Raw genomic sequence first — 12,459 nt, 5'->3', positions numbered from 1 at the left:
TTTTGCGGCAGACAGCATGGCAATGGCTTCTGCAGCAATCCAACTCCCCGACTTCGAAACTCCGGCCCGGCCCCTGCCGATCGAACTGGTTTCGGACCCCGGCATCGACCGCATCCTCGCCAGCGTGCGCGGCCATCTCGGCGTCGAGATCGCCTTCGTCGCGCGCTATGTCGAAGGCGAGCAGCGTGAACTGACCCACGTCAGCAGCGATCTCGACCTGCCGATGGGCGCGGGCTTTCGCAATCCGCGCGAAGACGGGTATTGCTGGCACATTCTCAACGGACGGTTGCCGGAACTTATCCAGGATCCGGAAGACCATCCGCTGTGTGCGACACTGGCGATCACCGATTTCCTGCCGGTGGGATGCCACATCAACACGCCGCTACGCCTGGCCGACGGCACCGTCTGGGGCAGTTTCTGTGCCCTCGGCCGCAAGACCGACCGCACAATGACCGCCCGCGACCTCACCATCCTCAAGAGTTTCGCCGGCCTCGCCGCCGAGAGGATCGAAAGCGCGCTGGAGGGTGATGCCCTGCGCCGCCATGCGCGCCGGCGGGTCGAAAGCATGCTCGACGGCCACGGCGTGTCGACGTTCCAGCAACCCATCGTGTCGCTCGCCACGGGCCGGCCGGTGGGCGTGGAATGCCTGTCCCGCTTCCCCGACCTTACCAAGCGCGGGCCTGCTGCCTGGTTCGAAGATGCGGAGCTGGTGGGCCTGGGCGAGGAACTGGAAATCACCGCGCTCAAGGTCGCGCTCGAAAGCATCGCGCACATTCCCGACGGTCTCTACGCCAGCATCAACGCATCCCCGCGCACTGTCGCCTCGGGCGCGGTGCGTCGCCTGCTGGAAGCCAGCGTGGCAAGGAACCTGGTGGTCGAGATAACCGAACATTCCGATGTCGAGGATTTTGCCATCCTGTCGCGCGAGATCGCCGCGCTCAAGCCGTTCGCCCGCATCGCCATCGACGATGTCGGCACCGGCTATGCCGGACTGCGACACATTGTCGACCTGCAGCCCGACATCCTCAAGATGGACATGGTGCTCACCCGCGGGATCGAGCGCGATCCGGCGCGCAAGGCGATGACCGCGGCGCTGGTGCAACTGGGCCAGGGGCTTGGTTGCTCCATCGTCGCCGAAGGTATCGAGACCGAGGCGGAGGCCGAAGCCATGAAGGCGCTGGGCGTCGATTGCGGACAGGGTTACCTGTTCTCGCGCCCCTTGCCCACGGTCGCCGCGCAGCAATACCTGCTCGGCTTCGTCAACCACTAGCGGACCGACGGACCATCCAGGCGCAGCACGCGCTGCTGTTCGCGGGTCATGTCCTTCGCCGCGTAGATGTCGCCGCCCTCGATCTGCAGACGCATGCGTTCACGGTCGTTCTCGCGGTAGTGGAGGGATGCGCTGTCGCGTTCCTCCTGGCTCAGCCCCACGTGCTCCAGCGCGATGTCCGCCATGCGAATGGCCGATTCGAAAACCTCGCGGATGACGTACTGCGCCGGGCTTTTCGCCAGGTCGATCACCGACTTGCGATCGAACCCGCGCACGTAGATCGCCGCGTTCGGCCAGGCATCGGCAACCGCGGCGACAAGTTCGGCATCGGGCACCTCGTCCATGCAGAACATGATCAGCTGCGCATCGCCCGCGCCGGCCTGGCGCAGCATGTCCATGCGCGTGCCATCGCCGTAATAGACCTTGCTGCCGAATTCCTCCGCCACGTCGATCTGCGCCGCGTTGCGGTCGATCACCGTCACCGACAGGCCGCCCGCCATCAGCACCTGCGCCACGCTCTGCCCGAAGCGGCCATAGCCGACGACCACGGCGCTGGCGCCTTGGGGCTGCGGTTCCTCGCGGGTTTCGGCCTCGTCCGCAACCTCTTGCCGGATGCGGCGGGTGGCCATCATCAGGAAGGGCGTGGCGGCCATCGACAGGGTCACGATGGCGCCGAAGATGCTGGCCGATTCCTGCTCGATCAGCAGTGCGTTCTGCGCGGCAGTGTAGAGCACGAAGGCGAACTCGCCCCCCTGGCTCAGCAACAGGCCCAGCCCCACGGCGGCCTTCCAGCGCATCTTCATGATCATGCCGATGCCGGTGATGATGGCGGTCTTGATCACGATCAGCAGCGCGGCAAAGCCGAACACGAACAGCGGCCGTTCGGCGATGGCGCCAAGGTCCAGCATCATGCCCACCGCCACGAAGAACAGGCCGAGCAGGATGGCGCGGAACGGCTCGATGTCGGCTTCCAGCTCGTGGCGATAGGGGGTGTCGGCCAGCATCACGCCGGCGATGAAAGCGCCCAGCGCCGCCGACAGGCCGAGCCACTGCATCAGCGTGGCGCTGGCGAGCACGGTGAACAGCGCGGCAACGATGAACAGCTCGCGCTCTCCCATGCCGCCGATCAGGCGGAACAGCGGGCGGATCAGCAGCCGCCCGGCCAGGATCAGGCCGACGATGGCGCCGATCGTGATCAGGGCAAGCTGCCACCCGCCCGGCCCCTCGTCCGCCTGCGGATTGCGGCTCATCGCGGAAACGATGGTGATGAGCGGGATGATCGACAGGTCCTGGAACAGCAGGATCGCAAAGGCTTTTTCACCGAACGGTGTGCGCAGCCGCCCCGCGCTCTGCAGCATGGGCAGGACCTGCGCGGTGGAGCTGAGGCCCAGTGGCAGGCCGATCGCCAGTGCCGCCGCCAGAGTGTAGCCGGTCAGCGCCAGGATGGTGGCGGTGACCGCCAGCCCGCAGGCCGCAACCTGCGCAAAGCCAAGGCCAAAGATCAGGTGCTTCATGCGCCACAGGCGTTCGGGGCTCAGTTCCAGCCCGACCACGAACAGCAGCATGACGATGCCCAGTTCGGCAACGGTCGCCATCTCCTCCGCCCCGGCGACCCAGCCGAGCACGAACGGGCCAAGCAGCGCGCCCGCCATCAGGTAACCCAGCGTGGCGCCCAGCCCGATGCGGCGAAAGGCCAGCACGGCCAGCAAGGCAAATCCCAGCATCAGCAGGGCATCGAGCAGCATCAGGGAGTCGTGTTGTTCCATCAAGCCCGCCGCTACAGCCACTTCCATTTCAGGAACAGCACGACCTGTGCCACGATGATCGCCGCGCACAGCGCGCAGACGATCCAGAAGGCATCGGGATCCTCCGCCCCCGGTATCCCGCTCACGTTGATGCCCAGCAGGCCAGTCAGAAAGGTCAGCGGCAGAAAGACGGCGGCGACGATGGTGAGCAGGTAATTCGTCCGTTCGGAGCGCGCATCGGACCGGGCGCGGATGTCATCCTGCAGCACGACGGCGCTTTCCTTCGAAATGTCGATGTCGTCGAGGTAGCGGCGCAGGCGGTCGATGCTCTCGGCGATCTCGCGCCGGTCGTGGCGTTCGAACCAGGCAGGCGCATCGCGGGCGATGATCTCCAGCGCCTCGTGCTGCGGAGCCATGTGGCGTTGCAGGGCAAGCCCGTTGCGGCGGATGACGGAGATGCGCGCGAGCAGCGCCCCGGTTCCCTCGTCCAGATCGGTGTCCTCCATCGCGTCGATGGCATCGTTCATGTCGACGATGGAACTGCCCATCCGCCCGATCATCGCCTCGATCAGGTCCGTGATGGTGCGCCCGGCATCGTGGGGGCCGTGGCCCGCATCGATCAGAGCCAGCACGTCGCGCGGGGTCTGCAACCTGCGCCGGCGCAGGGTGACGAGGCGGGTGCCGTCGCACCACAGTTGCATGGAAACCATGTCCTCTGGCTCGGCGCCGGGGTTGAAGTTGATGCCGCGCAGCACCGCCACCAGCGCATCGCCCTCGCGAAAGGCACGCGGGCGGGTGGATTCGCTGGTCAGCACCTCCACCGTGGGTTCGGGCAGGCCCAGCCCCGTCTCCAGCCATTCGGCAACGCCGGGCTGGTTGCGGCACAGGTGCACCCACAGGAACGCGTCCGCATCGGCGGGGCGCCATGCCTGTGCCTCGGCCCAGGAAATCGCCCGGCCGCCGCCCTTGCCGTCGCAAACGCGGGCGAAGATGACGGGCCCGTCCATCTGCTGGTCGTCGGTATGGGTCGCGCTCATCCCCGCCGACTAGCGCGTCGCGGTGGCGCTGTCATTGCTCCTTCATCGCGGCTCGCCTATATCGCGGGCCATGTCAGCAGACGCCCTTACTAAGATCCGCCCGTGGCGCACGATTTACCGCCGCCAGTCCCGCCAGATCATGGTCGGCAACGTGCCCGTTGGCGGCGACGCGCCGATCAGCGTGCAGACCATGACCAACACCCCGACCGAAGACGTCGGCGCGACGATCGACCAGATCCGCCGCTGCGTGGATGCGGGCGCGGACATCGTGCGCGTGTCCTGCCCCACGGAAGAAAGCACCGCACACTTCGACGCGATCACCCGCGCCGCGGGCGTGCCGATCGTCGCCGACATCCACTTCCACTACAAGCGCGCATTGGAAGCGGCCGACAAGGGCGCGGCCTGCCTGCGGATCAACCCCGGCAACATCGGCAGTTCCGCGCGCGTGGCCGAGGTTGTGCGCGCCGCCAAGGCTAACGGCTGCGCCATCCGCATCGGGGTGAACGCCGGCAGCCTCGAGAAGGACCTGCTGGAGAAATACGGCGAGCCCTGCCCCGAGGCGCTGGTGGAAAGCGCGCTGGATCACATCAAGCTGCTGCAGGACCACGACTTCCACGAATTCAAGGTGGCCGTAAAGGCGAGCGACGTGTTCCTGGCGATTGCCGCCTACCACGCGCTGGCCGAAACGGTCGACTGCCCGCTGCACCTCGGCATCACCGAGGCGGGCGGGCTGATCGGCGGCACGGTGAAAAGCTCCATCGGCATCGGCAACCTGCTGTGGGCAGGCATCGGCGACACCATTCGCGTCTCGCTTTCCGCCGAGCCCGAGCAGGAGGTGAAGGTCGGCTTCGAGATCCTCAAGGCGCTGGGCCTGCGCACCCGCGGCGTGCGCGTGGTCTCCTGCCCTTCGTGCAGCCGCCAGGGCTTCGACGTGATCCGCACGGTCGAGGCGCTCGAGGCGCGGCTCGAACACATCAAGACACCGATGAGCCTCTCGGTCCTCGGCTGCGTGGTCAATGGCCCCGGCGAGGCGCGCGAAACCGACATCGGAATTACCGGTGGCGGCGCGGGCAAGCACATGGTCTACCTCTCGGGCGTCACCGACCACCACATCGAGTCGGCGGACATGCTCGACCATATCGTCGCGCTGGTCGAGGCAAAGGCGGCGGCGATCGAGGCGGGCATGGCCACGGCCTTCGATCCCCACGCCCAGGCGGCTGAATAGGGGGAGTGACAGGCATGGGTGACCACAAGAACGCCGATACATCCGCTGGCAAGACCGGCGGCGAGAAGCTGACCGACGCGGAACGCGCGCGCATCGTCGCCGAAAAGCAGGCGGGCGCAGGCGGCGACAGCGGCCCGGTCGGCACGAAGGGTTGGGACAAGCCCGGCTCCGGCAAAAAATAGCATGGCGATCCGGCGGGGCGGTCACAGCGTGCTGCGGGCACCGATGCTGCTGTCTCTCGCCCCGCTGGCGCTGTTGCCAATGGCAGGTTGCGCCACCCCGCCCGCCGGGACCGGGATGCCGGCAAGCGCCCATCCCGAGGCGACCCCCTTCGACCCGGCCGCGGATGCTGCCGCCGCGCTCGACGCCGCCTTGCTCCGCGCTGCCGAGACCGACCGCCGCGTGCTGCTCGTGACGGGCGCGAACTGGTGCCACGACAGCCGTGCCCTGGCCGGCTGGCTCGGCACCGATCGCTTTCGCCAGTTGGCGGACGAGCATTTCGAGGTCGTCCATGTCGACGTCGGCCAGCCGCAGACCGGCGAGGGCCGCAACCTCGACCTCGCGCGTCGCTTCGGCCACGCGCAGTCGGGCACCCCCAATGTGCTGATGCTTACGCCCGAGGGCCTGCCGGTGAACGCCGATACCGCCGCCAGCTGGCGCAACGCCGCCAGCCGCAGCGGGGAGGCGATCTACGCGGAGCTGCTCGACCTGGCACAGCGGCCGGCGGGATTAACGCAGCCCAATGAGACGAACGGTGGCAACTAGGCAAAAGGCGACAGTTCTTCTGCTCGCATCGATCACGGGACTTTCCCTGTCTGGATGTGCGAAGCATCCGAGCGAAGTGGCGCTACGGCAGGAGTTTGCCGAACGGCGTTCCGCTTTTGACGCGCTCGCCAACATGGCAAAGGAAGACTCGAACTATTCGAGGATCGCGGACTCCTTCAGCCATGCGGACTGGGGTCTGCCCGAGAACCAGCGACCCGGCGATCCAGACCCGGCGCGCTGGGCGCGATACCGACAAGCATTTGCGGCCAAGACCCTTACAGGGGACTGGTACCTTTTGCTCGAGCAAGATTGATGCTCCACGTCGTCCACCACGCCGATTACATGGCCCCCGCCCCTACACGCGGCACGTTCCGGTTCGACAAGTACATGGCGGTGATGCAGGTGCTGCGGCACAGCGGCTTTGGCATCACCGAGCACGCGCCCGAGCCATCCCCGCGCGAGTGGCTGGAGGCGGTCCACGACCCGGCCTATGTCGAGGAGGTCTTCACCGCATCCGTCCCGCGCGAGAAGGAGCGGCGGATCGGCTTTCCCGTCACCCCGCGCATCGCGGCCCGCGTGCGCCACACCAACGGCGGCACCTGGCTCGCCGCGCAGCTGGCCCTGCGCCACGGCTATGCCGCCAATTCCGCCGCCGGCAGCCACCACGCGCTGCACGAGACGGGCGCGGGCTATTGCGTGTTCAACGACCTCGCCGTCACCGCCAACCGCCTGCTTGCCGAGGGCGCCGCGAAACGGGTGCTCATCGTCGATTGCGACGTGCACCAGGGGGACGGCACCGCCAGCCTGATGGCGGGGCGCGCGGACGTGTTCACCCTCTCGCTTCACGCCGAGAAGAACTTTCCGGCCCGCAAGGCCCGCTCCAGCCTCGACGTGGGCCTGCCCGACGGCACCGACGATGCCGCCTACATGGCGGCGCTGACAGTGCATCTGCCGCGCGTGATGGGCAAGTTCGCCCCCGATTTCGTGCTCTACCAGGCGGGCGTCGATCCGCACGGCGACGACCGGCTGGGCCGGCTCAGCCTCACCGACGCGGGCCTGATCGCGCGCGACCGCTACGTGCTGGCGCAGGCGCAGGCGCGCGGTCTGCCGGTCGCCAGCGCGCTCGGCGGTGGATACGGGGAGGACCCGGTGACGGTCGCCGCCCGCCATGCCCGGTCGATGCTGGCGATGGCCTACCCCGATGCGCCGCTTGAAAATCTCCTCGCTGTCGGCACGGTATTTACCCCGGTTTAAGCCCCGCGCGGCTATCGTGCCGGCGATGGATTTTCGCATTCCCCTCGCGGTCGTGCTCCTGATCGGAGGTGCGATCGGCCTGCTCATGCCGGCAGGCGAGGCCGTGCCTGGCGCGGTCGCTACGCAACCCGCCCCCTCGGCCGACCCTTCGCCGGCCCTCGCAAGGGCCGATGCCGTGATGACCTGGGAGGAGGAAACCGAGATCCATCGCGAGCGTGACGGCCATTTCTATGCCGACGCGGTGATCGACGGCACGCCCACCAGGATGCTCGTCGATACCGGCGCCAGCGTGATCGCATTGACGGGAGAAGATGCCTCGGCACTGGGCCTTACCTGGGACGAGAGCCAGATCGCCCCCGTGGCGCACGGTGCCAGCGGCCCGGTCTACGGCGTCCACACCCAGCTCGGCGCGGTGCGCGTCGGCGCGTTCGAGGCGGAAAACGTCGCGGCGATGATCATTCCCGAGGGCCTTGGCGTGTCGTTGCTTGGGCAATCGTTCCTCTCCACCATCGCCAGCGTGCGCATCGCGGACGATCGCATGGTGCTGGCGAGTTGAGGCCCATGAGCAAGTTCTCGCTTCTCCCCCGCCGCTGGCGCGTCAAGGCCGATGCCGCGCGCCATGCCGAGGCGATTGCCGGCATTCTCGACACCGCGCCCATACGGCCCGCGCAGGACGGCGTCGTGCTGTTCTCCATGATCGGCACCGCGGTGCTGCTGCCCTATCTGGTCGCGGTGAAGAGCCTGTGGCGCGAACTGGGGCGCGGGCGCGTGGCCATTCTCGACGACGGCACGCTGACGGCGCAGGACCGCGCCATCCTGGCCCATCACTGCGGCGACCCGGAGATGTTCTCCATCGCCCAGGTCGACACCGCGGGCTTTCCAAAGGGCGGCTGCTGGGAACGGTTCCTGACCATCCTGGACCACCGCGCGGGCGAATACTGGATCCAGCTCGACAGCGATACGGTGACGCTGGGCCCGGTGCCCGAACTGGCGCAGGCCATTGCCATCAACCGCAGTTTCACCCTGCTGGGCGGACCGGACGCTGCCGCGCTGCCGCTGGAGCTCGCCGCCTTTGCCGGCGCCGCCTATCCGCAGGGGCCGATGGGCGGCCACATACAATCGCAGGTGGAAAGCCGGCTGGGACTGGTTGACCGGCCCGGCTGGCGCTACGTGCGCGGCTGCGCGGGCTTCGCCGGGTTCGCGGCGGGCGGACCAGGGCGCAACCTTGCCGCCGCGTTCCTCGCCGAGATGGCGGGGTTGGCGGGGCCTGAGCAGATGGCGACATGGGGCACCGAGCAGATCGCCAGCAACTTCCACATCGCCAACGAACCGGGCGCCGTGCTGCTGCCCTACGATCGGTACATGAACTACTGGAACGAAGATTGGGCCCCCGGCACTGCCTTCGTCCACTTCGTTGGCACCCACCGCTATGACAACGGCGCCTACGAGCGCGCCAGCCTGACCGCCATCAATCGGCTGAAAAGCTGAACCCGTCGCAAGCGTATGGACAAGGTTCAGCCTTTCCCCGCTAAGACTACGTGATGAACCGCCGCCAGCTCCTCACCCGATCCCTTGCCGGCACACTCGCCGCCGGGGCCGCGCTGGCCGCGCCTGCCCGTGTTTTCGCGCAGGCCGCTCCCTCGGCGCGCGACCGGCGCCTGCTCGACATAGCGCGTCAGCAGGTGGACCGCGTCGGCGCCTCCCTGTGGCACCGCGACGTTGTGGGCATTGCCGATTTCGGCCTGCATTCCAGCCTGCCGCGGTTTCATTTCGTCGATCTTCTGGGCGGACGGGTGAACAGCGCGCTGGTGGCTCACGGCAGCGGGTCCGATCCCGAGCATGACGGCTGGATCAACGGCTTTTCCAACCTGCACGACAGCTGGGCGACCAGTCGCGGCGCCTATATCAGCTGGGAATGGTATGTCGGGCGCTTCGGCACCTCGGTTCGTCTGGGTGGGCTGGATGCGGACAATTCCAACGCCTTTGATCGTGCCATCGTGTTGCACCCCGCCAGCTACGTCACGCCGGAACACGTGGCCCAGTGGGGCCGGTGCGGGCGATCGAACGGGTGTCCGGCCTTCGGTCCGGTCGAATTCCAGGAAGCCCTGGTGCGGCTGTCTGGCGGGCGCCTGATCTTTGCCGACGCCCTCGGCATAGGCGAGGGCGGCGAGAATGTTGCCATGCCGTGGCAGGCCCCGGTCGATTTCGCCGGCGTCGCCGCCGCCAATCGCTCGCGCTATGCGGCAGCCGACGATCCGCAGGGTGACGAACTGGCGCGCATCTACGCCGCTGCCAATCCCACGTTGGCCACCGACTGATCGCTCAAGACAAGTCCGGGTAGAAAACGGAAAACCGCCCCGGCAGCGATGCCAGGGCGGTTTCGTGCGGTTTCGTTTGGTCAGGTCACCGTCGTGCGGATGTCGTCGACGATCTCGATCACTTCCTCGTCGGTCTCGCGCGCGCGGTTGCCAACGCGCGGTGCGTCCAGCGCGGCGAACACGGGCGCATCGCGACCATAGATGTCGTTGAAGCTGCGCAGGTTGCCCTCGATGTCGGTGCCGTAAGTGAAATAGGTGATGTAGACCGGCATGGTCCGTTCCACCGGCACGCGGGTGTAATCGCCGCTGGTGCTGATGGCGACCGCTTCGTCACGCGAGGCGCCCTGGCCCAGGATCGCCACGGTCATCGCCAGCTCCAGCGCCCGTTCCACGCGGATGCAGCCGTGGCTGCGCGCGCGGTTCTCGCTGGCGAACAGGTTGCGCGCGGGCGTGTCGTGCAGGAAGATCGCGTGCGGGTTGGGCATGTCGAGCTTCATCATGCCCAGCGAATTGCCCGCGCCCGGCTGCTGCACCACGGTGATCCAGCCGTTCTCGCCGCGCGTGGCGCGATAGCCGTTGGCGCGCGCCCAGCTGGGGTTGTTCAGCACCCGGTTGCCCAGCCCCTCGCCACGCACGATCGACTGCGGCACGGTCCAGGTCGGGTTGAAGACCACGCCTTCCACCGTTTCCGCCAGCTGCGGGGTGGGCGAAGTGACCGCGCCCACGATGGTGCGATAGGTGCGGATGATCTGGTTGTTCACCGTCAGGCGCAACTGGTATTCGGGCACGTTGGTGATCAAATACTGACCGCCAAGATCGCGCGCCAGCCAGCGCCAGCGGTCCATGTTGGCGCGGATCAGGCGGCGCTGGGCGCTGTTGGCCTGCGGCGTATCGGCCAGCGCCTCGCGCAGCGCCACGTAGTCGGGATGGGTCGGGTTGAGCGAGGCGAGCGTGCCGCGCACGTCGCCGCTGGCAAGCGCTTCGGTCATCAGGCGCCCGGTCGGCAGCAGGTCGGCGTCGGGATCGACCACGAACCACTGGCGGCGCGATTCCATCGGCGTGCGCCCGTCGCGCAGGTCCTCCACCAGCCAGGCAAAGGTGGTGCTGGCCAGCCTGTCCAGCGCCTCGCCCTCACCCTGTGCCATGGCCTCGCGCAGGCGATCGGCGCGGTAGTCCGCCGGGTCGAGCCCCTCGGCACCCACCGCCTCGATCGCCGCGATCAGCGCATTGGCATTGGCCAGCGACCAGCTCTGCACCGTGGCGATGCGCGGATCCGCCTGGACCACCTCTGCGGTCTGGTTGCTGGGGGTGAGGGTCACCTGCGCGGCGTCCTCCTCCAGGAAGTTCTCGGGCAGCAGCGTCTGCGCCACCGCGGGCGATGCCGTGACGGCAGCGGTTAAAGCGATGGTGGCAAGCGCGCCGAGCGGAGCGACGATACGCATGAGACGTTTCCCTGTAGGCCAAGTATGTGCGGTGGCGACGGATTATGCCGCCTTGTGCGCCGGCTATCAACCGCGCGCGCTTTCCGCCGCCTGAACCGCGCCCAATTGGCGACGAAGCGTGGTGACGACGCCACAACCTGCTCGTATTGGCCGGGCCATGGATCATCCTCAACGACACCTGCTTCCGTTCCTCGCCGCACTGGCGGGGGTGGGCTTCCTGTCGCTGATGGACGTGTTGATGAAGAGTTCGGCGCTTGTCGCAGGCGTCTATACCGCCTCGCTGCTGCGATCGTTGCTGGCAGCGGCGATGGTGGCGCCGATCTGGCTGGCGTCCGGTTTCCGCTGGCCGCGCGGGACGCTGCTGCGGCTGCACGTCGAACGCGGCGTGCTGTCCGCCTTCATGGCGCTGTCGTGGTTCTTCGCGCTCACCCGGCTGCCGGTGGCCGAGGCCATCGCCATAAGCTTCGTCGCCCCGCTGATCGCCCTTTACCTTGCACGGGTATTGCTGGGGGAGACGATCACCCGGCAGGCGATCCTCGCCTCGCTGCTCGGCTTCGCGGGGACGCTGGTGATCGTGGGCGGGCGCATCGGCAGCGCCGATTTCACCGCCGACACCGCGCTGGGCCTTGCCTCGCTGTTTTTCTCCGCCCTGCTCTACGCCTACAACTTCATCCTGATGAGGAAGCAGGCGCAGCTGGCCGGGCCGCTGGAAATCGCCACCTTCCACGGCGGGGTTGCCGGGCTGGTGCAGGCGCTGGCGATCCCCTGGCTGTTCGTCATGCCTGCCGGCGGAATGCTGGGCAGCACCGTCGGCGGCATCGCTGTGTCGGCGATGCTGACGGCAGCCGGGGCCATGGCGCTGGCCTGGGCCTACCGCCGTGCCGAGGCGCAGGTCCTGGTGCCGGTGGAATATTCGGGCTTCCTGTGGACCTCGGCGTTCGCGTGGATGCTCCTGCGCGAGACGGTAACCGTCACGACCATTGCGGGCGTCGTGCTGATCGTGGCGGGATGCTGGATTGCCGTGCCCCGGCGCCGGCGTGCGCTCGCGCCGCTCGCCCGGCCGGAAGCGCCCTGATCGCGCGCCTCAGGAGGAGGCGGTTTCCGTAGTGAGGACCTCGTCGGCCGGCGGCTCATCGCCGAACCCGTCGGCGCTCTGCCAGATCAGGCCAGCGGTCGCACCGACAAAGGCCGCCACCACCAGTGCCACCAGCATGACCAGCACGCCGATCGGGTCCCGCGGTCGGCCGGGTCTGCCAAGCATCATCGCCAATCCTTTCCTGAGAGCGCGGATCTGCCGCCGCCCCCTTGACGCGCGACCTGCAAACGCGCAGGTCGCGGGCCAAACACGGCACGCCCCCCTGGCATCCCGGGGGCCGGTTTCGCAACACGAAAAAGGATCACGC

The 12,459-nt window shown here is 67.9% G+C and carries 14 protein-coding genes; 10 read left to right on the top strand and 4 right to left on the bottom strand.

The window, feature by feature from the left end:
* Nucleotides 1-22 precede the first annotated feature (22 nt).
* Nucleotides 23-1,270, top strand: coding sequence for a sensor domain-containing phosphodiesterase (locus GRI62_RS01335; protein ID WP_160731781.1), 1,248 nt, complete (start codon nucleotides 23-25; stop codon nucleotides 1,268-1,270).
* On the opposite strand, the gene GRI62_RS01330 is transcribed toward GRI62_RS01335, so the two are convergent.
* Together GRI62_RS01330 and GRI62_RS01325 are read right to left on the bottom strand one after the other, a co-directional pair.
* Nucleotides 1,267-3,036 carry a cation:proton antiporter domain-containing protein gene (locus tag GRI62_RS01330; RefSeq protein ID WP_131451643.1) on the bottom strand — a complete coding sequence of 590 codons (1,770 nt, stop codon included), beginning with the start codon at nucleotides 3,034-3,036 and terminating at the stop codon, nucleotides 1,267-1,269. The two genes, GRI62_RS01335 and GRI62_RS01330, sit on opposite strands and share 4 nt — an antisense overlap.
* 11 nt (nucleotides 3,037-3,047) lie before the next feature.
* A complete protein-coding gene (locus GRI62_RS01325; protein WP_131451642.1) occupies nucleotides 3,048-4,052 on the bottom strand; it encodes a zinc transporter ZntB in 1,005 nt (334 codons plus the stop codon).
* 70 nt (nucleotides 4,053-4,122) lie between these two features.
* On the opposite strand from GRI62_RS01325, the gene ispG reads away from it, so the two are divergent.
* Genes ispG through GRI62_RS01285 form a run of 8 tightly spaced genes read left to right on the top strand, consistent with a single transcriptional unit; the run spans nucleotide 4,123 to nucleotide 9,614 of the window.
* Complete coding sequence (gene ispG, locus GRI62_RS01320) at nucleotides 4,123-5,277, top strand: flavodoxin-dependent (E)-4-hydroxy-3-methylbut-2-enyl-diphosphate synthase (protein ID WP_131451641.1); 1,155 nt, start codon at nucleotides 4,123-4,125, stop codon at nucleotides 5,275-5,277.
* A gap of 14 nt (nucleotides 5,278-5,291) precedes the next feature.
* A complete protein-coding gene (locus tag GRI62_RS01315; RefSeq protein ID WP_160731780.1) occupies nucleotides 5,292-5,459 on the top strand; it encodes a hypothetical protein in 168 nt (55 codons plus the stop codon).
* Nucleotide 5,460: 1 nt separating this feature from the next.
* Nucleotides 5,461-6,042 carry a thioredoxin family protein gene (locus GRI62_RS01310; protein ID WP_234027330.1) on the top strand — a complete coding sequence of 194 codons (582 nt, stop codon included), beginning with the start codon at nucleotides 5,461-5,463 and terminating at the stop codon, nucleotides 6,040-6,042.
* Nucleotides 6,032-6,355, top strand: coding sequence for a hypothetical protein (locus tag GRI62_RS01305; RefSeq protein WP_160731779.1), 324 nt, complete (start codon nucleotides 6,032-6,034; stop codon nucleotides 6,353-6,355). The genes GRI62_RS01310 and GRI62_RS01305 overlap by 11 nt, the downstream gene beginning before the upstream one ends.
* Nucleotides 6,355-7,296, top strand: coding sequence for a histone deacetylase family protein (locus tag GRI62_RS01300; protein WP_131451637.1), 942 nt, complete (start codon nucleotides 6,355-6,357; stop codon nucleotides 7,294-7,296). The genes GRI62_RS01305 and GRI62_RS01300 overlap by 1 nt, the downstream gene beginning before the upstream one ends.
* A 52-nt stretch (nucleotides 7,297-7,348) precedes the next feature.
* A complete protein-coding gene (locus GRI62_RS01295; RefSeq protein ID WP_234032796.1) occupies nucleotides 7,349-7,852 on the top strand; it encodes a retropepsin-like aspartic protease family protein in 504 nt (167 codons plus the stop codon).
* Between the two features lie 5 nt (nucleotides 7,853-7,857).
* Nucleotides 7,858-8,784: a hypothetical protein gene (locus GRI62_RS01290; protein ID WP_131451633.1), complete on the top strand. Its 927-nt coding sequence runs from the start codon at nucleotides 7,858-7,860 to the stop codon at nucleotides 8,782-8,784.
* Between the two features lie 53 nt (nucleotides 8,785-8,837).
* Nucleotides 8,838-9,614, top strand: a complete 777-nt coding sequence (locus GRI62_RS01285; RefSeq protein ID WP_131451631.1) for a murein L,D-transpeptidase catalytic domain-containing protein — start codon at nucleotides 8,838-8,840, stop codon at nucleotides 9,612-9,614.
* An 80-nt stretch (nucleotides 9,615-9,694) separates the two neighbouring features.
* On the opposite strand, the gene GRI62_RS01280 is transcribed toward GRI62_RS01285, so the two are convergent.
* Nucleotides 9,695-11,056 (bottom strand): L,D-transpeptidase family protein, encoded by a 1,362-nt coding sequence (locus GRI62_RS01280; protein ID WP_131451629.1) that lies wholly within the window; start codon nucleotides 11,054-11,056, stop codon nucleotides 9,695-9,697.
* 157 nt (nucleotides 11,057-11,213) lie between these two features.
* On the opposite strand from GRI62_RS01280, the gene GRI62_RS01275 reads away from it, so the two are divergent.
* Entirely contained in the window at nucleotides 11,214-12,131 is a 918-nt protein-coding gene (locus tag GRI62_RS01275) for a DMT family transporter (RefSeq protein WP_131451628.1), read from the top strand.
* Between the two features lie 9 nt (nucleotides 12,132-12,140).
* On the opposite strand, the gene GRI62_RS01270 is transcribed toward GRI62_RS01275, so the two are convergent.
* Nucleotides 12,141-12,320, bottom strand: coding sequence for a hypothetical protein (locus tag GRI62_RS01270; protein WP_131451626.1), 180 nt, complete (start codon nucleotides 12,318-12,320; stop codon nucleotides 12,141-12,143).
* Between the last annotated feature and the right edge of the window lie 139 nt (nucleotides 12,321-12,459).

It is taken from the genome of Aurantiacibacter arachoides, assembly GCF_009827335.1.
GTDB lineage: Bacteria > Pseudomonadota > Alphaproteobacteria > Sphingomonadales > Sphingomonadaceae > Alteraurantiacibacter > Alteraurantiacibacter arachoides.
This window is presented reverse-complemented; position numbering and strand designations above follow the sequence as displayed.